Below are 20,172 nucleotides of genomic sequence, written 5' to 3' on the forward strand. Positions count from 1 at the left end.
CTGTCGCGCCACAAGGGCGTTCCTACAGGGAATCGCGCAAGCTGAAGCGGGGGCGATCTCCTGCAGGCGCGGCCTTGTGGCGCGATAGGGCTGCAAAGCAGCCCTAATCATTCAAAGCGCAGTATTGCGGGTTTCTTTCAGGCACAGCACGGCAAGCAGGCTGATCACTGCGGCCGCCGACACATAGCCGCCGACCCAGCTCAAGCCACCCATGCTCACCAGTTTCTGGGCAAAGAACGGTGCCGCCGAAGCCCCGACGATCCCGCCCAGGTTATATGCAGCCGACGCCCCGGTGTAACGCACATGGGTCGGGAACAGTTCCGGCAGCAGTGCCCCCATCGGCGCAAAGGTCACGCCCATCAGGAACAATTCGATGGCCAGGAACAGCGCCACGCCTGCGGTCGACCCCGAGGTCAGCAGCGGTTCCATGGTGAAGCCCGAGAGCACCGCCAGCAGGCCGCCGACGACCAGCACCGGCTTGCGTCCGTAGCGGTCGCTGAGCCAGGCCGACAGGGGCGTGGCCAGGGCCATGAACACCACTGCGAAGCACAGCAGGCCGAGGAACGTTTCGCGGCTGTAGCCTAGCGTGGTCACGCCGTAGCTCAGCGAGAACACCGTCGAGATGTAGAACAGTGCGTAGCACACCACCATGGCCGCCGCGCCCAGCAGGGTAGGCCGCCAGTGTTTGGCAAACAGGTCGACCACTGGCATCTTCACCCGTTCCTGGCGCGCGACTGCCTTGGCGAACACCGGGCTTTCCTCGAGTTTCAGCCGCACATACAGGCCGACCAGCACCAGCGCCGCGCTGAGCAGGAACGGAATGCGCCAGCCCCAGGCACGGAACTGCTCGTCGCTGAGCACCAGCGCCAGGGTCAGGAACAGGCCGTTGGCGGCGAGGAAGCCAATCGACGGCCCCAACTGCGGGAACATGCCGAACCAGGCGCGTTTGCCTTGCGGCGCGTTCTCGGTGGCCAGCAACGCCGCGCCACCCCATTCGCCACCCAGGCCCAGACCTTGGCCGAAGCGCAACAGGCAGAGGATGACCGGCGCCCACACGCCAATGCTGTCATAGCCCGGCAACACCCCGATGGCGGTGGTGGACACGCCCATCAGCAACAGTGAGGCGACCAGGGTCGATTTGCGGCCGATGCGGTCGCCAAAATGGCCGAACAGTGCCGAGCCCAGCGGGCGCGCCAGGAAAGCGATGCCGAAGGTGAGGAAGGCCGCCAGCATCTGCGCGGTACCCGACCCGGAAGGGAAGAACACCGGGCCGATCACCAGGGCGGCGGCAGTGGCGTAGACGTAGAAATCATAGAACTCGATGGCGGTGCCGATGAAGCTGGCAGTGGCTACCCGCGCGGGCGAATTGACCGGCGCGGCAGGCGCTTCGGCATAAGTGCTGCTGGTTGTCATTTGGAAGGTCCCTGACAGTCTGATCCGGCTCCATGGGCGTGGCCTGCGACAGCGTGCTAAGCGAAAGAGCCAGGCACGGCCATGCGGACGCCGGAGCGTTTTGTTGTTGTGCGCGCCAGACTGACGATAGCCCAAGGGGGATAGGGGCGGGGGCGGGCACTGTTCGGGGTGTTGAAGCAGGACCGCAGGGCGTGTCAGTGGGGCGGACTGGCCGTGGAGCGCCGGGTGCGGATAGCAGGCGGGACGGCGAGGCTGGGTAAGCGTGGCCCGAGTATAGCTAGCGGGTCACGGTCCATACCAGTACCTTGCTGGCACAATTGTCCTCTGTTTCGAGGATTTCCAGGCGATAGCGGCCGATCTTCAGGCAAACGGCGCTTTCCGGGATGCTTTCCAGCGCTTCGGTGACCAGCCCGTTGAGGGTTTTCGGCCCGCCGTCGCAGGGCAGGTGCCAGCCCAGGGTGCGATTGATTTCGCGCAGCGAAGCGGTGCCGTCGATGACGAAGGTGCCATCGGGCTGCGGGTGGACGTGGGGGTTGTCCAGGGTGTGCTCGTCCTCGAACTCGCCGACGATTTCCTCGAGGATGTCTTCCAGGGTGACGATGCCCAGTACTTCACCGTACTCGTCCACCACCACGCCCAGGCGGCGTTGCTGTTTGTGGAAGTTCAACAGCTGCATCTGCAGGGGCGTGCTTTCCGGCACGAAATAGGGCTCGTAGCAGGCGCTGTGGAGTTTCTCCAGGGTCAGCTCGGCCTTGGGCAGCAGGTGGCTGATCAGCTTGGTGTTGAGGATCGCTTCAACCTGGTTGATGTCGCTGTGGTACACCGGCAGGCGGGTGTGGCGGCTGACGATCAGTTGCTCGATGATGCGCTCGATCGGATCGTCGAGGTTGATGCCGTCCACTTCGTTGCGCGGCACCAGGATGTCGTTGACGGTGATTTTGTCCAGTGATTGCAGGCCGTCGAGCAGGCCATGGCGCGGCGCTTCGTGCTCGTCGTCCTCATCGAAGTCATCCGCTTCCGGCGGGTGCACGGCCACAGCCGTGGGTTGCACGCGGAATGGGCGCAGGATCAACCTGGCAATGCCATCCAGCAGGCAGGCCAGTGGTTGCAACAGGGCCAGCGGCACTTTCAGCAGGCTGACACCGAGGCTGACCAAGGCCTGCGGGTTGCGCCGCGCCAGGCGTCGTGGCAGGTACTCGGCGAACACCAGCAAGCTGAGGGTGGCGGCCAGGCCGGCCAGCCAGAAACCGTGCTCGCCACTGTGGCGCTGGCCGATCAGGCAGGCCAGGCCCAGCACCAGCAACTTGCCCAGGCTGGCACACAGCACCAGGGCCTGGGCGGGCAGCGCGGGGCTGTCCTCGCCGGTGCGCGCACCATTGAGCAGCTGGCGGGCGGCATCCACGGCGGTGAACAGTGCCGACCACAACAGCGCCAGTGCCAGGGTGCCGAATAGCGGTGCGTACGGCAGGGTATCCATGGGCGGCCGTCAGATATGCAGGATGAATTCGCGAACCAGCTTGCTGCCGAAATAGGCCAGCATCAGCAGGCAGAAACCGGCCAGCGTCCAGCGGATGGCCTTGTGGCCACGCCAGCCCAGGCGGGTACGGCCCCACAGCAGCACGCTGAACACCACCCAGGCGACACAGGCCAGCAAGGTCTTGTGCACCAGGTGCTGGGCGAACAGGTTGTCGAGGAACAGCCAGCCGGAGATCAGCGACAGCGACAGCAGGCACCAGCCGGCCCAGAGGAAGCCGAACAGCAGGCTTTCCATGGTTTGCAGGGGCGGGAAGTTGCGGATCAGCCCGGACGGGTGCTTGTTTTTCAACTGGCGGTCCTGCAGCAGCAACAGCAGTGCCTGGAACACCGCGATGGTGAACAGGCCGTAGGCCAGGATCGACAGCAGGATATGCGCGAGGATGCCCGGTTCCTCGTCGATCAGCGGCACTGTGCCGGGGGGCGCGAACTGCGCCAGCAGCGCGGTCACCGCGCCTAGCGGGAACAGCAGCACCAGCAGGTTTTCCACTGGTATGCGCAGGCAGGCCAGCAGGGTCAGGGCGATGACTGCCACGGCGATCAGGCTGGCGGCGCTGAAGAAGTCCAGGCTCAGGCCCAGCGGGGTGATCAGCTGGAAGAACAGCGCGCCGCCCTGGGCGAGCACCGCGAAGGCGCCCAGCAGGGCGAGCAGGCGCTTGTCGGCCTTGCGGTTGCGGGCCAGGAACGAGCCCTGGTAGATGGCCGCAGCTATATAGAGGACGGCGGCGATCAGGTTGGGGATGAGGCTGGGTGAGGAGACCATAAGTCCTGGTTGGCGAGCCTTGAAAGAGACGGAGTTTGGCATAGATTCCGTTGATCAAGGAAGACTGAAGGGGGGTGTCAGGCCATTCGCGGGCACGCCCGCTCCCACAGGTATGGCGCAGGCCTGCAAGCAGTGAGGAGCCTGTGGGAGCGGGCATGCCCGCGAAGAGGCCGGCACAGCCACCGAATATCTACCAGGCCGCCAGCAAGGTGTGCGCCGCCGCCGCACTTCGCTATAATCGCCGCCTTGCTGTGCCCGGCGGGTGTGCATTCCCCCCCTGGGCGCCTGACAAACCTCGGCTTTTACTGGGCCTGAAAGGATCACCATGTTCGAAAACCTGACCGACCGCCTGTCACAGACGCTGCGCCATGTCACCGGCAAGGCCAAGCTGACCGAAGACAACATCAAGGACACGCTGCGCGAAGTGCGCATGGCCCTGCTCGAGGCCGACGTCGCCCTGCCGGTGGTCAAGGATTTCGTCAACAGCGTCAAGGAGCGTGCGGTCGGCACCGAAGTGTCGCGCAGCCTGACTCCGGGCCAGGCCTTCGTGAAGATCGTCCAGGCCGAGCTGGAAAGCCTGATGGGCGCGGCCAACGAAGACCTCGCGCTGAACGCTGCGCCACCTGCCGTGGTGCTGATGGCCGGCCTGCAGGGCGCGGGCAAGACCACCACCGCCGGCAAGCTGGCGCGCTTCCTCAAGGAGCGCAAGAAGAAGAGCGTGATGGTGGTGTCTGCCGACGTCTACCGCCCGGCGGCGATCAAGCAGCTGGAAACCCTGGCCAACGACATCGGTGTCACCTTCTTCCCCTCCGACATCAGCCAGAAGCCCGTGGCCATCGCCGAAGCGGCCATTCGTGAAGCCAAGCTGAAGTTCATCGACGTGGTCATCGTCGATACCGCCGGCCGTCTGCACATCGATGCCGACATGATGGACGAGATCAAGGCGTTGCACGCTGCGGTCAAGCCGATCGAGACCCTGTTCGTGGTCGACGCCATGACCGGCCAGGACGCCGCCAACACCGCCAAGGCGTTTGGCGAGGCGCTGCCGCTGACCGGCGTGGTACTGACCAAGGTCGACGGTGACGCGCGTGGCGGTGCCGCCCTGTCGGTGCGGGCCATCACCGGCAAGCCGATCAAGTTCATCGGTATGGGCGAGAAGACCGAAGCGCTCGAGCCGTTCCACCCCGACCGCGTCGCCTCGCGCATCCTCGGCATGGGCGACGTGCTCAGCCTGATCGAGCAGGCCGAGCAGAACATCGACAAGGCCAAGGCCGACAAGCTGGCCAAGAAGCTGAAGAAGGGCAAGGGCTTCGACCTCGAAGACTTCCGCGACCAGTTGCAGCAGATGAAGAACATGGGCGGCCTGGGCGGGCTGATGGACAAGCTGCCGAGCATCGGCGGGGTCAACCTGTCGCAGATGGGCAATGCCCAGGGCGCGGCCGAGAAGCAGTTCAAGCAGATGGAAGCGATCATCAACTCCATGACCCCGGCCGAACGCCGTGATCCGGAGCTGATCAGCGGCTCGCGCAAGCGCCGTATCGCCATCGGTTCCGGCACCCAGGTGCAGGACGTCGGCCGCCTGATCAAGCAGCACAAGCAGATGCAGAAGATGATGAAGAAGTTTTCCGCCAAGGGCGGCATGGCCAAGATGATGCGTGGCCTGGGCGGGATGCTGCCAGGTGGCGGCATGCCCAAGCTGTAACCCCTATTCCGGGTGCCTGCCGTTTGTCCGGCCGGCGCCCTGAACCCCCGCCTTGGTGGGGCAACGGCCGCGAATTTTGCGGCGCAACCGGCGAATCTGGACGGCAGGGCGGGGCCTTGCCGAAAAAGTCATTTGCAAATGTCCGTGTATTCCCCGAGAATATGCGGCCTTTTGGGCACCCGTGTGCCTATTTGGCATTCAGATTTGCAGTACCAGCTGCTGTATCAACTGCAGCACCGACTATAGGAACGATGTTCACATGGTAACCATTCGTCTGGCCCGTGGCGGCTCGAAAAAGCGCCCATTCTACCACCTGACCGTGACCAACTCGCGTAACGCCCGTGACGGCCGTTTCGTTGAGCGCGTAGGTTTCTTCAACCCGATCGCTGCTGGCGCCGAAGTCAAGCTGTCGGTCAACCAAGAGCGCGTCAACTACTGGCTGAGCCAGGGTGCACAGCCGTCTGAGCGCGTTGCTCAGCTGCTGAAGGACGCTGCCAAGGCTGCTGCCTGAGCAGTATGAACGCGACGCCAGAAAAGGCTGACGACCTCATCGTCGTTGGCAAGATTTTTTCGGTTCACGGCGTTCGCGGCGAGGTGAAGGTGTATTCCTTTACCGATCCGATTGAAAACCTGTTGGATTATCCGCGCTGGACGCTTCGGCACGAAGGCAAGGTAAAGCAGGTCGAGCTGGTCAACGGTCGTGGCTCCCAAAAGGGCCTGGTCGTGAAACTGAAAGGCCTCGATGACCGTGATGAAGCCCGTCTTCTGAGTGGTTACGAAATCTGCATTCCGCGGAGCCTTTTGCCCAGCCTGGCGGCCGACGAGTACTACTGGTACCAGTTGGTAGGCCTGAAGGTCATCAACCAGGACGAACAGCTGTTCGGCAAGGTCGATCACCTGCTGGAGACCGGTGCGAACGATGTCATGGTGGTCAAGCCCTGCGCAGGCAGCCTGGATGATCGCGAGCGTCTGTTGCCCTATACGGCGCAATGCGTGCTCGATATCGACCTGGAAGCAGGCGTGATGCGGGTTGAGTGGGACGCGGACTTCTAGACGATGGGTAACCTTCGCGTAGACGTCATCACGTTGTTCCCCGAGATGTTCTCGGCCATCACGGAGTACGGCATTACCAGCCGCGCGGTGAAACAGGGGTTGCTTCAGGTGACTTGCTGGAACCCGCGGGACTACACCACAGATCGTCACCACACGGTGGATGATCGGCCGTTTGGCGGTGGTCCGGGCATGGTGATGAAAATCAAGCCTCTGGAAGACGCCCTGGTTAGCGCCAGGCAGGCGACCGGAGCAGCGGCGAAGGTGATCTACCTTTCGCCACAAGGCCGCAAGCTGACCCAGCAGGCGGTCAAAGGCCTGGCCGAACAGGAATCGTTGATCCTGATCGCCGGTCGTTATGAAGGCATCGACGAGCGCTTTATCGAGGCTCATGTCGATGAGGAGTGGTCGATTGGCGACTATGTGCTTTCCGGTGGCGAGCTGCCGGCCATGGTACTGATCGATGCGGTTACACGGCTGCTGCCCGGAGCTTTAGGGCATGTGGACTCGGCGGAAGAAGATTCCTTCACCGACGGTCTGCTCGACTGCCCGCACTACACCCGACCTGAGGTGTATGCGGATCAGCGTGTTCCCGACGTGTTGCTAAGTGGCAACCATGCACACATCCGGCGTTGGAGAATGAAGCAGTCCCTTGGTAGGACCTTCGAACGACGCGCCGATCTTCTGGAAAGTCGCTCGCTTTCTGGAGAAGAGAAGAAGCTGCTCGAGGAATATCTCCGCGAGCGGGACGATAGTTAAACGTATCGATGGTGGATCGCGTATCCATCTTAGGAGCACAGCATGACCAACAAGATCATCCAGCAGCTCGAAGCCGAGCAGATGAGCAAGGAAATCCCGACCTTCGCACCAGGCGACACCGTTGTCGTCCAGGTTAAAGTGAAGGAAGGTGAGCGTTCCCGTCTGCAGGCGTTCGAAGGCGTCGTTATCGCCAAGCGTAACCGCGGTCTGAACAGCGCCTTCACCGTGCGCAAGATCTCCAGCGGCGTTGGCGTAGAGCGTACCTTCCAGACCTACAGCCCGCAGATCGACAGCCTGGCCGTGAAACGTCGTGGTGACGTGCGTAAAGCCAAGCTGTACTACCTGCGCGACCTGTCCGGCAAAGCCGCTCGCATCAAGGAAAAACTGTCCTGAGTGCAGTTTGCCCGGTGGCCGCGGCCGCCTAGCGAGAAAAAAGCAGCCTTCGGGCTGCTTTTTTGCGTTTTGAAACCCGTAGATGTGATTGTCATGACCCCCCGAGACCAGGAAATCCAGCGCCGCACCGAACTGTCGGTGACCCGCGTGACCAAGGCGGTGTTCCCCAACACCACCAACCACCACAACACCTTGTTCGGCGGCACTGCCCTGGCGTGGATGGACGAAGTGTCGTTCATCGCCGCCACGCGCTTCTGCCGTCTGCCACTGGTGACCGTGTCCACCGACCGTATCGACTTCAAGCACCCGATCCCGGCAGGTTCGATCGTCGAACTGGTGGGTTCGGTGATCAAGGTCGGCAATACCAGCTTGCAGGTGCAGGTGGATGTGTTCGTCGAGAACATGTACCTGGACGGACGCGAGCGGGCGATTCATGGGGTATTCAGCTTCGTCGCCATCGACGAGGACAAGCGCCCGGTGCCGGTCTTGCCTCAGGTCTGAGTTCTTTTGTGCTGGCCTCTCGCGGCTAAAGCCGCTCCTACAGGGATCACCGCCCTCAGGGCCTGTGCGATCCCTGTAGGAGCGGCTTTAGCCGCGAAGAGGCCAGTACAGACAAAAATCATGTGGCTGTGAAACACTAAGCCCACCTTCAACACCCAGCAGCCCCGCATGCCCGCCCTCGACCACCCCCTGATCGACCAGTTCCTCGACGCCCTGTGGCTTGAAAAAGGCCTGTCCGACAACACCCGCGTGTCCTACCGCAGCGACCTGGCCCTGTTCAACGGCTGGCTGCAGGAACGTTCCGTCAGCCTGCCCGACGCCGGCCGTGAGCTGATTCTCGACCACCTGGCCTGGCGCCTCGACCAGGGCTACAAGCCACGTTCCACGGCACGCTTCCTGTCCGGCCTGCGCGGATTCTTCCGCTACTTGCTGCGGGAAAAGCTGGTGGCCATCGACCCGACCCTGCAAGTGGACATGCCGCAACTGGGCAAGCCCCTGCCCAAGTCGCTGTCCGAAGCCGACGTCGAAGCCTTGCTGCAGGCCCCGGAGCTGGGCGAAGCCATCGGCCAGCGTGACCGCGCCATGCTCGAGGTGCTCTACGCCTGCGGCCTGCGCGTTACCGAACTGGTCAGCCTGACCCTCGACCAGGTCAACCTGCGCCAGGGCGTGCTGCGGGTAATGGGCAAGGGCAGCAAGGAGCGCCTGGTGCCCATGGGCGAAGAAGCGGTGGTGTGGCTGCAGCGCTACCTGCGCGGTGGCCGCGCCGAACTGCTCAATGGCCGCCCCAGCGACGTGCTGTTCCCCAGCCAGCGTGGCGAGCAGATGACCCGCCAGACGTTCTGGCACCGCATCAAGCACCACGCCCGGGTGGCCGGCATCGACAAACCCTTGTCGCCGCACACCCTGCGCCATGCCTTCGCCACACACTTGCTCAACCACGGCGCCGACCTGCGTGTGGTGCAGATGCTGCTGGGCCACAGCGACCTGTCGACCACGCAGATCTACACCCATGTCGCCAAGGCCCGCCTGCAGCAGTTGCACGCCCAGCATCACCCGCGTGGATGAATGTTTTTCATGTTCCGCCGACCGGTCCTTGCAGGGCCCTTCATTGGCAGTGTGATGTGGTAGGCTTGAGCGGTTTGCACCAAGGGCCGCATTGTCAGCGCGCATTTTGCGCAGTTGACGCCCTCCGGCCCCTGTCCGCCTTCAGGAGTTCCCATGCGCGTGACCCAGTTTTTCGCCGCCGCCGCGTTGGCGCTGGCCAGTACCCTTGCCGTTGCCGCGGCAACCGATAGCCCTGCCGGCGCCGAGCAGGCCATCCGTAAATCATTGCAGAACCTCGAGCTGGAAGTGCCGGTAGAAAGCGTGGCCAGCAGCCCGGTCAGCGGCCTGTATGAAGTCAAGCTGCAGGGTGGCCGCGTGCTGTATGCCAGCGCTGACGGGCAGTTCGTGATGCAGGGCTACCTGTTCCAGATCCAGGACGGCAAGCCGGTCAACCTGACCGAGAAGGCCGAGCGCCTGGGTATCGCCAAGCTCATCAACGGCATTCCAGCCGCCGAGATGGTGGTTTATCCTGCCAAGGGCGAGACCAAATCGCACATCACCGTGTTTACCGACACCACCTGCCCGTACTGCCACAAGCTGCACGCCGAAGTGCCCGAGCTCAACCGCCGCGGTATCGAAGTGCGTTATGTCGCCTTCCCGCGCCAGGGCCTCGGCTCGCCGGGTGACCAGCAGTTGCAGGCCGTGTGGTGCTCCAGCGACCGCCGTGCAGCGATGGACAAGATGGTCGAGGGTGAGGAAATCAAGGCTGCCAAGTGCGCCAACCCGGTCAGCAAGCAGTTCCAGCTGGGCCAGTCGATCGGTGTCAACGGCACGCCGGCGATCGTGCTTGAAAGCGGCCAGGTCATTCCCGGCTACCAGCCGGCACCGCAGGTGGCCAAGCTGGCACTGGCCAGGTAATCCAATTCAGTGCGCCGTCGTCATGGGGTGACGGCATGTTTCACGGCCGGCAAAGGTGTCGGCCGTTCAATGGGGAGTTCACAGTGAAACCGGTCAAAGTAGGCATCTGTGGGTTGGGGACCGTCGGTGGCGGAACCTTCAATGTACTTCAGCGCAACGCCGAGGAGATTGCCCGCCGTGCCGGGCGCGGTATTGAAGTGGCACAGATCGCCATGCGCTCGCAGAACCCGAACTGCCAGATTACCGGTACCCCCATTACCGCTGACGTGTTCGAAGTTGCCAGCAACCCGGAGATCGACATTGTCATCGAGCTGATCGGTGGCTACACCGTGGCCCGCGACCTGGTGCTCAAGGCCATTGAAAACGGCAAGCACGTGGTCACCGCCAACAAGGCGCTGATTGCCGTGCACGGCAATGAGATCTTTGCCAAGGCGCGCGAGAAGGGCGTCATCGTCGCCTTCGAAGCCGCCGTGGCCGGTGGCATTCCGGTGATCAAGGCCATCCGCGAAGGGCTGTCGGCCAACCGTATCAACTGGCTGGCCGGCATCATCAACGGTACCGGCAACTTCATCCTTACCGAAATGCGTGAGAAGGGCCGGGCCTTCCCTGACGTTCTGGCCGAAGCCCAGGCGCTGGGTTACGCCGAAGCCGACCCGACCTTCGACGTCGAAGGCATCGATGCCGCACACAAGCTGACCATTCTCGCCTCGATCGCGTTCGGCATCCCGCTGCAGTTCGACAAGGCCTACACCGAGGGCATCACCCAGCTGACCACCGCTGACGTGAACTACGCCGAGGCCCTGGGCTACCGCATCAAGCACCTCGGTGTGGCGCGCCGCACCGCCGACGGCATCGAGCTGCGGGTACACCCGACGCTGATCCCGGCCGACCGCCTGATCGCCAACGTCAATGGCGTGATGAACGCCGTCATGGTCAATGGTGACGCTGCCGGCTCCACCCTGTACTACGGCGCCGGTGCCGGCATGGAGCCTACCGCTTCGTCGGTGGTCGCTGACCTGGTCGACGTGGTGCGGGCGATGACTTCCGACCCGGAAAACCGCGTACCGCACCTGGCCTTCCAGCCGGACTCGCTGTCGGCCCACCCGATCCTGCCGATCGAAGCCTGCAAAAGCGCCTACTACCTGCGCATCCAGGCCAAGGACCACCCGGGCGTACTGGCCCAGGTGGCCAGCATCCTCTCGGCGCGCGGCATCAACATCGAGTCGATCATGCAGAAGGAAGCCGAGGAACAGGACGGCCTGGTGCCGATGATCCTGCTCACCCATGGCGTGGTCGAGCAGCACATCAACGATGCCATCGTCGCCCTGGAAGCCCTGCAGGACGTGGTCGGCAAGGTCGTGCGCATTCGCGTCGAACAGCTCAATTAATTTTGCCGTCGGGCCGCCTGCGCGGCCCGGCCCCAGTATCGAAGGTTTGCACCCATGCGCTATATCAGCACCCGCGGCCAGGCACCGGCCCTGAATTTCGAAGACGTCCTGCTGGCTGGTCTGGCCAGCGACGGCGGCCTGTACGTGCCAGAGAACCTGCCACGCTTCACCCAGGAAGAAATCGCCTCGTGGGCCGGCCTGCCGTACCACGAGCTGGCCTTCCGGGTAATGCGCCCGTTCGTCGAAGGCAGCATCGCCGATGCCGACTTCAAGAAGATCCTCGAAGAAACCTATGGTGAGTTCGCTCATGCCGCCGTGGCGCCGCTGCGCCAGCTGAACAGCAACGAGTGGGTGCTCGAGCTGTTCCACGGCCCGACCCTGGCGTTCAAGGACTTCGCCCTGCAACTGCTGGGGCGCCTGCTCGACCACGTGCTGGCCAAGCGCAACGAGCGCGTGGTGATCATCGGTGCCACCAGCGGTGACACTGGCTCCGCCGCCATCGAAGGTTGCCGCCGTTGCGACAACGTCGACATCTTCATCCTGCACCCGCACCAGCGCGTGTCTGAAGTGCAGCGTCGGCAGATGACCACCATCTTCGGCGACAACATCCACAACATCGCCATCGAAGGCAACTTCGATGACTGCCAGGAAATGGTCAAGGCCAGCTTCGCCGACCAGTCGTTCCTCAAGGGCACCCGCCTGGTTGCGGTGAACTCGATCAACTGGGCGCGGATCATGGCCCAGATCGTCTACTACTTCCACGCCGCCCTGCAGCTGGGTGGCCCGGCCCGTTCGGTCGCGTTCTCGGTACCTACCGGCAACTTCGGCGACATTTTCGCCGGCTACCTGGCGCGCAACATGGGCCTGCCGGTCAGCCAGCTGATCGTCGCCACCAACCGCAACGACATCCTGCACCGCTTCATGAGCGGCAATCAGTACGTCAAGGAAACCCTGCATGCGACCCTGTCGCCGTCGATGGACATCATGGTGTCGTCCAACTTCGAGCGCCTGCTGTTCGACCTGCACGGCCGCAATGGTGGCGCGATTGCCGAGCTGATGGCGAACTTCAAGCAGGGTGGTGGTTTCAGCGTCGAACAGGACCGCTGGACCGAAGCCCGCAAACTGTTCGATTCGCTGGCTGTGACTGACGAGCAGACCTGCGAAACCATCGCCGAGGTATTCGCTGCCACCGGCGAGGTGCTCGACCCGCACACCGCGATTGGCGTCAAGGCCGCGCGCGAGTGCCGGCGCAGCCCCGACACGCCGATGGTGGTCCTGGGTACCGCGCATCCGGTGAAGTTCCCGGAAGCGGTGGAGAAGGCCGGTGTGGGCAAGGCGCTGGAACTGCCTGCGCACCTCAGCGACCTGTTCAGCCGTGAAGAACGCTGCACGGTGCTGGCCAATGACCTGAAGGCTGTGCAGGGCTTTGTCAGCCAGCACGGTAACCGCGGCAAGCCGCTGTAATCACCTTGCATCGGGCTGCGCCGCAGCCCATCGCGCCCCAAGGCCACTCCTGCAGAACATCGCGTCGCGTGCAGGCGCGGCCTTGGGTCACGATAGGCCGCAAAGCGGCCGTAGCACCTCAGCCTTTTCCTTCGCCCCTCTCAGAAACATCCTATTCAGGTCGACCTTCACAACACCTAAATTAGCCGGCTCTCCCTTCAGGAGCGGCTCATGCACCAGCCCTACGTGTTGATCCACCAGGCTCGCCCGTCTCACCAGATTCTCCTGCACCAAGCCCTCAACGCCCAGGGCGTCTTCGACGTTCGCGTCAGCGCAAACACCACTGAACTCGACGCGTGCCTTGGCGCCGAGCGTCGTCCCGACCTGCTGATTCTCGACCATGCCATGCCGACCCTGGCCGGCCTTGCCCTGTTCGAGCAGCGGTACCCCGCACGCGCGTTGCTATTCGTCGGCCAGGCTACCGGCAAGCACCATGATCTTGCCCAGGAGGCCAGAAGCCGTGGCCTGTGGGTGCTCGCCGAGCTGCCCTGGCCGCTGTCGATGCCACGCCTGCAGCATGCCTTGCAGGCACTGCAAATGCGCCCCTGGCGGCGTATTCAAACTGTCACCTGCACCCCGCATGCTCACTGACGAAGGCGCGGTGTGACGAACTTTCCGCTGCGTCTGTTGGTCAGTTCCTCTATATCCCACCACGCAGCGAGTGATCCGGATGGAAAGAATCTGCAGACTGCTCAACGAAGCCCTGACCCCTTACCAGGCCCACCTTGGCGTCGCCGATGCCCAGGGTAATCGCCAGTTGACCGTGCGTGACCCGCTCGGCGATATAACCTTGCGGCGTACGGTCAGCGAACGCCAGTTGCAGGAGCAACGCCTGCTGGTCGACCTGGTGGATGGTTTGCACCGTGACTTGCAGATCGCCGAGGGGCGATTGCAGCCCTGCGTAATCGCAGCACTGCAGCAGCGCCAGCAGCCCCCTGGAACCTTTGCCTGAGTGGCTGATCAGACACTGTAGGGCAGCCAGCCAGTGCTTTGCTCCGGCACTGGCAGGGCTGTCACGGGAAGTCCCCAAGGACTTTCGCTTGGCCCCGGGCGTGTTCCCCAGCGTCCGGGGTTTCTTTTTGGGTGGCCGCAGCAGCCCTGTCAGCGGTTTTTGAAGAAGCGCTTGCTGTCTTCCAGGTAGCCTTCCTGTAGTGCCGGGTCCAGCCAGCGCGCATAGTGTGCCGGCAGTACTTCCTGGCGCAGGGTAGGCAGCAACTGGTCGATATGCGCAATGGCGGTGCGCCCCAGCTCGGTGTCCGAGCACCCTACATGCAGAAACTGGTAACGGGGCACTCCCTGCACCGGATAGAACCGATAGTCAGCCAGTGACCCGCCTTGCTGCTGGACCAGGTAGCGCACTTCGTGCCAATAGCCAAGCACCAGGCGCAAGCGCCCCAGTTGCTGCATCTGCAGCAGGTTGGCAGTGGCGTCGTTGCCGTAGTGGCGGTTGAGGGCGCTGTCGGGCAGCTGGCGCAGGATGGCGTCGATCTGCGTGCCGTAACTGCGTTCGGCAACCACGCCCAGCTGCAGCGTGGTCTTGCTCAACAGGCCATGCAGGTCCACCTGCTGGCCATCGAGGTAGGGCGCCACCAGCGCCTGGCTGTCCTTGCGCAGTACCAGGCCGCCGCTGAGCACGCCCAGAGCAGGCATGGAAAAGCGTACATACCCGGCGCGCTCCGGTGTCCACAGCAAGGTCGGATCGCAGGTGAAGCTGTTGTGGTCTTGCAGCATCTGGATACCGCGGGCGCGGTTGACCCGCACGATGCTGTGGTCGTATTCGGGCATCTGGCCGATGAGCAGTGGCAACAGCTGGTCGATCACCCCCTGGCCTTTTTCCGGCCCTTCGAAAATGGTGAACGGTGGCAGGTCGCGCACCAGCCAGAACAGGCGCTCCTTGGCGCTGGCAGGTTGCCACAGCAAGGCCGGCAGCAGCCCGCACAGCAGGACCAGGTGACGTAGGCGGCGGGCAGCGCGCATGGGGGGCAGGGCCAGGTCAGACCGTGCCGGCTGCACGCAGGCTGGCGATGGCGGCTGCGTCGTAGCCCAGGGCGCCGAGCAATGCCTCGGTGTGTTCGCCCAGTGCCGGGCCAACCCACTCGGCCGAGCCGGGGGTATCCGACAGTTTGGGGACAATGCCGGGCATGCGGAACGGCTTGCCGTCCGGCAGCCTGGCGTGCAGGAACATTTCCCGCGCCAGGTACTGCGGGTCGTTGAACATGTCTTCGGCCGAATAGATGCGGCTGGCCGGCACTTCGGCGGTGGTCAGCACCTGCATCAGTTGCTCCAGCGGCAGGCTGTTGGCCCAGCGGTCGATCACCCCGTACAGCTCGTCGCGGCGCAAGTCGCGGCCATCATTGGTGGCCAGGCTCGGGTCGTCGGCCAGGTCGGTGCGGCCAATGGCCTGCATGAAACGCTTGAAGATGGCATCGCCATTGGCGCCGATCTGCACATGCTTGCCGTCGGCGCTGGTATGGATGGAGGAGGGCGTGATGCCCGGCATGATGTTGCCGGTACGTTCGCGGATGAAGCCGAACACATCGAATTCTGGGACCATGCTTTCCATCATGGCGAAGATCGCCTCGTACAGTGCCACATCCACCACCTGGCCGTCACCGCCGTTGACCTCTCGGTGGCGCAGGGCCATCAGCGCGCCGATCACGCCCCACAAGGCAGCAATCGAGTCACCGATGGAAATGCCGGTGCGCACCGGTGGGCGATCGTCGAAACCGGTTATATAGCGCAGGCCGCCCATCGACTCGCCGACGGCGCCGAAGCCTGGCTGGTCCTTCATCGGCCCGGTCTGGCCAAAACCCGACAACCGCACCATCACCAGGCGTGGGTTGAGGGCATGCAGCACGTCCCAGCCCAGGCCGAGTTTTTCCAGCACGCCCGGGCGGAAGTTCTCGATCAGGATGTCAGCCTCGGCCAGCAGCCGCTTGAGAATCTCGCGGCCCTCGGGGTGCTTGAGGTTGAGGGTGAGCGACTGCTTGTTGCGGGCCTGTACGAACCACCACAGCGAGGTGCCCTCGTACAACTTGCGCCATTTGCGCAGCGGGTCGCCGCCATCGGGCGATTCGACCTTGATCACCTCGGCGCCGAATTCGGCGCAGATGCGCGAGGCGAACGGCCCGGCGATCAGGGTGCCAAGTTCGATGACTTTGAGGCCGGCGAGGGGTTTGCTGGGCGTAGGCATGGGGCATCCGTGGCAACTGGGCAGAGCCGTGGTTTTATCATAGGTCGCAAGCGGCAGATACTGCCGCGGCGCAACCAAGGGCAGGATCGGTTAGACTGTGCCACTTTTCTTGCGCAAGAAGCCCGTCGACCATGGCCCAGCCGTCTACCACCTACAAATTCGAACTGAACCTGACCGACCTCGATCGTGGCGTATACGAGAACGTCCGCCAGACCATCGCCCGCCACCCTTCGGAAACCGAAGAGCGCATGGCCGTGCGCCTGCTGGCCTATGCGCTGTGGTACAACGAGAATCTGGCCTTCGGCCGCGGCCTGTCCGACGTCGACGAAGCGGCCCTGTGGGAAAAGAGCCTGGACGATCGCATCCTGCACTGGATCGAAGTGGGCCAGCCGGATGCCGAGCGCCTGACCTGGTGCTCGCGCCGCACCGAGCGTACCAGCCTGCTGGCCTACGGCAGCCTGCGGGTGTGGCAGAACAAGGTGGTGGACGCGGTCAAGGGCTTGAAGAACCTGAGCATCGCCGCCGTTCCGCAGGAGGTGTTGGCAACCCTCGCCACCGACATGCCGCGCACCATCAAGTGGGACGTGATGATCAGCGAGGGCACGGTGTTCGTCACCGATGACCGCGGCCAGCACGAAGTGCAGCTGGAGTGGTTGCTGGGTGAGCGTGGCTGAAGCACTCCATGCGTATCGAACCTCGCCCGCTGCCGCCGAGCCTGCCATTTCTCGGTAACCTGCCACCCTTGCTGACCCGCCTGTACGCCGCCCGTGGTGTGCAGAGCGAGGCCGAACTGGACAAAAGCCTGGCGCGCCTGCTGCCGTTCCAGCAGCTCAAGGGTATCGAAGCCGGTGTCGATTTGCTGGTCGAGGCCATCGACCAGCGCCAGCGCATCCTGATCGTTGGCGACTTCGATGCCGATGGCGCCACCGCCAGTACGGTCGGCGTGCTGGGCCTGCGCCTGCTGGGCGCGGCGCATGTCGATTATCTGGTACCCAACCGCTTCGAGTATGGCTACGGGCTGACCCCGGAAATCGTCGCGGTGGCGCTGCAACGCCAGCCGCAACTGCTGATTACCGTGGACAACGGTATTTCCAGTGTCGACGGAGTAGCGGCGGCCAAGGCGGCGGGGCTCAAGGTGCTGGTCACCGACCACCACCTGCCGGGCGAGCAGTTGCCCGCGGCCGACGCCATCATCAATCCCAACCAGCCGGGCTGCAGCTTCCCGAGCAAGGCGCTGGCCGGGGTCGGGGTGATCTTCTACGTGCTGATGGCCCTGCGTGCACGCCTGCGGAGCCTTGGGCGCTACGAGACGCAGCCACAGCCGAACATCGGCGAACTGCTCGACCTGGTCGCCCTGGGCAGCGTCGCCGACGTGGTGCCGCTGGACGCCAACAACCGCATCCTGGTGCACCAGGGCCTCGAGCGTATCCGCGCCGGCCGTGCCCGCCCGGGGCTCAAGGCCATTCTCGAAGTGGCCCGCCGCGACCACCGGCGTATCACCTCGACCGACCTCGGCTTCATCCTCGGCCCACGGCTCAACGCTGCCGGGCGCCTGGACGACATGAGCCTGGGCATCGAATGCCTGCTGTGCGAGGACGCCGCCCTGGCCAAGGACATGGCCCAGCAGCTGGACGACCTGAACCAGGACCGCAAGTCCATCGAGCAGGGCATGCAGCGCGAGGCCCTGGCCCAGCTCAAGGACCTGCCGGTCGAGTCGATGCCCTACGGTTTGTGCCTGTTCGATGCGGACTGGCACCAGGGGGTGATCGGTATCCTGGCCTCGCGCCTGAAGGAACGTTATCACCGCCCGACCATTGCCTTCGCCGATGCCGGTGAAGGCATGCTCAAGGGCTCGGCGCGTTCGGTGCCGGGCTTCCATATTCGTGATGCGCTGGATGCCGTGGCCGCGCGCCATCCGCAATTGATCAGCAAGTTCGGCGGCCACGCCATGGCCGCCGGGTTGTCGTTGCCCGAGGCGAATTTCCCGGCATTTGCCCAGGCGTTCGACGAAGAAGTGCGGCGTCACCTGGTTGAGGACGACCTGACCGGCCGCCTGTTGTCGGATGGCAGCCTGGCAGTGGAGGAATTCCACCTCGACCTGGCCAAGGCCCTGCGCCATGCCGGCCCTTGGGGCCAGCATTTCCCCGAGCCGCTGTTCCATGGCGTGTTCCAGCTGGTGGAGCAGCGCGTGGTGGGCGAGCGGCACCTGAAGGTGGTGCTCAAGAGCGAGTGCGGCTCGGTGCGGCTGGATGGCATCGCCTTTGGTATCGACCGCGAAGTGTGGCCGAACCCGACGGTGCGTTGGGTTGAACTGGCCTACAAGCTGGACGTGAACGAGTTTCGTGGCAATGAAAGCGTGCAGTTGATGATTGCCCACATGGAGCCGCGCTGAGTTTGTCGCAGGTGCCCGCCTCGGTTTTTGTGGTGGGGCGCAAATCGAGCGCCGCCGGCGCGGCGCATCGCGGATAAATCCGCTCCTCCAGTTTGTTTCGGGCCAGTCACTGCTGTGAGGTCAGCGCGGTTCGCCTTGTTTGTTCCTTTCGATATCGAGGTTGTTGGCGGCACAGGAGAGATTGGCCCTGGACAAACGGTAGGAGCGTATTTATCCGCGATGCGCCGCGCGGGCGGCGCTCGATCTCACAGGCGCTGCAAACCTTTCGGCAAACACCTCGCCATCCCACTGAACCTTCCCCCCAAGCATTCTGGTCTAGTCTGAATATTGACCGGACCCGGGCCAGGGACGTGCAATTGAGTGTCCGGGCCGGATCACCATTGGAGTCCTTGGGAGGTGCCCTCATGAGCCTGCTGCTCGAGCCTTACACCCTGCGTCAGCTGACCCTGCCCAACCGCATCGCGGTTTCGCCGATGTGCCAGTATTCCGCTGTCGATGGCCTGGCCAACGATTGGCACCTTGTCCATCTTGGCAGCCGCGCCGTGGGTGGCGCGGGCCTGGTCATCACCGAAGCCGTGGCGGTGACCGCCGATGGCCGTATCACCGCCGAAGACCTCGGCCTGTGGGACGATGCACAGATCGCCCCGTTGCAGCGCATCACCCGCTTCATCACGGCCCAGGGCGTGGTGCCCGGCATCCAGCTGGCCCATGCCGGGCGCAAGGCCAGTACCTATCGGCCATGGCTGGGCAAGCAAGGCAGCGTCAAGCCGGAAGAGGGTGGCTGGCAGCCGGTGGGGCCCTCGAGGATTGCCTTCGACCCGCAGCACACCACGCCTCGCGAGTTGAACCAGGACGAAATCCAGGGGGTGATCGACGCTTTCGTCGCCTCGACCGAGCGTGCCCTGAAAGCCGGATTCAAGGTCGTGGAAATCCACGCCGCGCATGGCTACCTGCTGCATCAGTTCCTGTCACCACTGAGCAACCAGCGCCGTGACGAGTACGGCAGCTGTTTCGAAAACCGCATCCGCCTGACCTTGCAGGTGGTCGAGGCCGTGCGCAAGGTGTGGCCGGCCGAGCTGCCGCTGTTCGTGCGGGTGTCGGCGACCGATTGGGTCGAGGATGGCTGGAACCCGGATGAAACCGTCGAACTGGCGCGCCGTCTGCGTGGCCTGGGTGTCGACCTGATCGACGTGTCCTCCGGCGGCACCTCGGTCAATGCCGAGATCCCCACCGGCCCCGGCTACCAGACCCGTTTCGCCGAGCGTGTGCGCAAGGAGTCGGAAATCGCCACCGGCACCGTGGGCATGATCACCGAACCGGCCCAGGCCGAGCACATTCTGCGCACTGGCCAGGCCGACATCATCTTCCTTGCCCGCGAACTGCTGCGCGACCCGTATTGGCCGTTGCATGCCGATGATGACCTGGGCGGCAACAAGGCCACCTGGCCCGCGCAGTACCAGCGCGCGACCAGCCGGGCCAACCCGATTCACGAGTCGGATTTACGGGATTAGCATCGTCGGAGTGTGGTGGTGGGCGGAAATAATCGGTAGGGCTGATATCGAGCGCCGCGCGGGCGGCGCTCGATCTCGCAGGCGCCAAGAATCCAGCGACCTACCCCAA

At 63.9% G+C, this 20,172-nt stretch carries 20 protein-coding genes; 15 read left to right on the top strand and 5 right to left on the bottom strand.

Annotation, left to right across the window (positions count from 1 at the left end):
- Window positions 1-111: 111 nt before the first annotated feature.
- The 3 genes from HG549_RS05460 to HG549_RS05470 all read right to left on the bottom strand — a co-directional run bounded on the left by HG549_RS05460 (window position 112) and on the right by HG549_RS05470 (window position 3,709).
- A complete protein-coding gene (locus HG549_RS05460; RefSeq protein WP_170028504.1) occupies window positions 112-1,413 on the bottom strand; it encodes an MFS transporter in 1,302 nt (433 codons plus the stop codon).
- Between the two features lie 277 nt (window positions 1,414-1,690).
- A complete protein-coding gene (locus tag HG549_RS05465; RefSeq protein ID WP_170028505.1) occupies window positions 1,691-2,890 on the bottom strand; it encodes a transporter associated domain-containing protein in 1,200 nt (399 codons plus the stop codon).
- A 9-nt stretch (window positions 2,891-2,899) separates the two neighbouring features.
- The gene (locus HG549_RS05470) at window positions 2,900-3,709 is read right to left on the bottom strand and encodes an inner membrane protein YpjD (RefSeq protein ID WP_170028507.1); all 810 of its coding nucleotides are present in this window, start codon (window positions 3,707-3,709) and stop codon (window positions 2,900-2,902) included.
- A 325-nt stretch (window positions 3,710-4,034) separates the two neighbouring features.
- Here HG549_RS05470 and ffh point away from each other — a divergent pair, with 325 nt between their 5' ends.
- From ffh to HG549_RS05530, 12 genes are all read left to right on the top strand, one after another.
- Window positions 4,035-5,411 (top strand): signal recognition particle protein, encoded by a 1,377-nt coding sequence (gene ffh, locus HG549_RS05475; RefSeq protein ID WP_170028509.1) that lies wholly within the window; start codon window positions 4,035-4,037, stop codon window positions 5,409-5,411.
- A 259-nt stretch (window positions 5,412-5,670) separates the two neighbouring features.
- The gene (gene rpsP / locus HG549_RS05480) at window positions 5,671-5,922 is read left to right on the top strand and encodes a 30S ribosomal protein S16 (protein ID WP_003259424.1); all 252 of its coding nucleotides are present in this window, start codon (window positions 5,671-5,673) and stop codon (window positions 5,920-5,922) included.
- A 5-nt stretch (window positions 5,923-5,927) separates the two neighbouring features.
- Window positions 5,928-6,464, top strand: a complete 537-nt coding sequence (gene rimM / locus HG549_RS05485) for a ribosome maturation factor RimM (RefSeq protein WP_170028510.1) — start codon at window positions 5,928-5,930, stop codon at window positions 6,462-6,464.
- Window positions 6,465-6,467: 3 nt separating this feature from the next.
- Window positions 6,468-7,220 (top strand): tRNA (guanosine(37)-N1)-methyltransferase TrmD, encoded by a 753-nt coding sequence (trmD, locus tag HG549_RS05490; RefSeq protein ID WP_003252146.1) that lies wholly within the window; start codon window positions 6,468-6,470, stop codon window positions 7,218-7,220.
- A 42-nt stretch (window positions 7,221-7,262) separates the two neighbouring features.
- Entirely contained in the window at window positions 7,263-7,613 is a 351-nt protein-coding gene (rplS, locus tag HG549_RS05495) for a 50S ribosomal protein L19 (protein WP_003252148.1), read from the top strand.
- Between the two features lie 93 nt (window positions 7,614-7,706).
- Window positions 7,707-8,114 (top strand): acyl-CoA thioesterase, encoded by a 408-nt coding sequence (locus tag HG549_RS05500; RefSeq protein WP_170028512.1) that lies wholly within the window; start codon window positions 7,707-7,709, stop codon window positions 8,112-8,114.
- Window positions 8,115-8,282: 168 nt separating this feature from the next.
- Window positions 8,283-9,179 (top strand): site-specific tyrosine recombinase XerD, encoded by an 897-nt coding sequence (xerD, locus tag HG549_RS05505; protein ID WP_170028514.1) that lies wholly within the window; start codon window positions 8,283-8,285, stop codon window positions 9,177-9,179.
- A 153-nt stretch (window positions 9,180-9,332) separates the two neighbouring features.
- Window positions 9,333-10,076 (top strand): thioredoxin fold domain-containing protein, encoded by a 744-nt coding sequence (locus HG549_RS05510; RefSeq protein ID WP_170028516.1) that lies wholly within the window; start codon window positions 9,333-9,335, stop codon window positions 10,074-10,076.
- Window positions 10,077-10,159: 83 nt separating this feature from the next.
- Window positions 10,160-11,464 carry a homoserine dehydrogenase gene (locus tag HG549_RS05515; protein WP_170028519.1) on the top strand — a complete coding sequence of 435 codons (1,305 nt, stop codon included), beginning with the start codon at window positions 10,160-10,162 and terminating at the stop codon, window positions 11,462-11,464.
- Between the two features lie 54 nt (window positions 11,465-11,518).
- Entirely contained in the window at window positions 11,519-12,928 is a 1,410-nt protein-coding gene (gene thrC, locus HG549_RS05520) for a threonine synthase (RefSeq protein WP_170028521.1), read from the top strand.
- A gap of 210 nt (window positions 12,929-13,138) precedes the next feature.
- Window positions 13,139-13,558 (top strand): histidine kinase, encoded by a 420-nt coding sequence (locus HG549_RS05525; protein WP_170028523.1) that lies wholly within the window; start codon window positions 13,139-13,141, stop codon window positions 13,556-13,558.
- 79 nt (window positions 13,559-13,637) lie between these two features.
- Window positions 13,638-13,919, top strand: coding sequence for a DUF3509 domain-containing protein (locus HG549_RS05530; protein ID WP_170028525.1), 282 nt, complete (start codon window positions 13,638-13,640; stop codon window positions 13,917-13,919).
- A 149-nt stretch (window positions 13,920-14,068) separates the two neighbouring features.
- Here HG549_RS05530 and HG549_RS05535 read toward each other — a convergent pair whose 3' ends face one another.
- Complete coding sequence (locus HG549_RS05535; RefSeq protein ID WP_170028527.1) at window positions 14,069-14,944, bottom strand: TIGR02285 family protein; 876 nt, start codon at window positions 14,942-14,944, stop codon at window positions 14,069-14,071.
- Between the two features lie 16 nt (window positions 14,945-14,960).
- Entirely contained in the window at window positions 14,961-16,160 is a 1,200-nt protein-coding gene (locus tag HG549_RS05540) for a CaiB/BaiF CoA-transferase family protein (protein ID WP_170028529.1), read from the bottom strand.
- 131 nt (window positions 16,161-16,291) lie between these two features.
- Between HG549_RS05540 and HG549_RS05545 the strand changes: the two genes are divergently transcribed.
- The 3 genes from HG549_RS05545 (at window position 16,292) to HG549_RS05555 (ending at window position 20,063) form a co-directional block, all read left to right on the top strand.
- Window positions 16,292-16,834 carry a YaeQ family protein gene (locus HG549_RS05545; RefSeq protein WP_170028531.1) on the top strand — a complete coding sequence of 181 codons (543 nt, stop codon included), beginning with the start codon at window positions 16,292-16,294 and terminating at the stop codon, window positions 16,832-16,834.
- 8 nt (window positions 16,835-16,842) lie between these two features.
- A complete protein-coding gene (gene recJ, locus HG549_RS05550) occupies window positions 16,843-18,552 on the top strand; it encodes a single-stranded-DNA-specific exonuclease RecJ (protein WP_170028533.1) in 1,710 nt (569 codons plus the stop codon).
- A 404-nt stretch (window positions 18,553-18,956) separates the two neighbouring features.
- A complete protein-coding gene (locus HG549_RS05555) occupies window positions 18,957-20,063 on the top strand; it encodes an NADH:flavin oxidoreductase/NADH oxidase (protein ID WP_170028535.1) in 1,107 nt (368 codons plus the stop codon).
- Window positions 20,064-20,172: the final 109 nt, after the last annotated feature.

The sequence above is a fragment of the Pseudomonas sp. SK genome (assembly GCF_012975065.1).
In the GTDB taxonomy this organism is placed as follows: domain Bacteria; phylum Pseudomonadota; class Gammaproteobacteria; order Pseudomonadales; family Pseudomonadaceae; genus Aquipseudomonas; species Aquipseudomonas anuradhapurensis.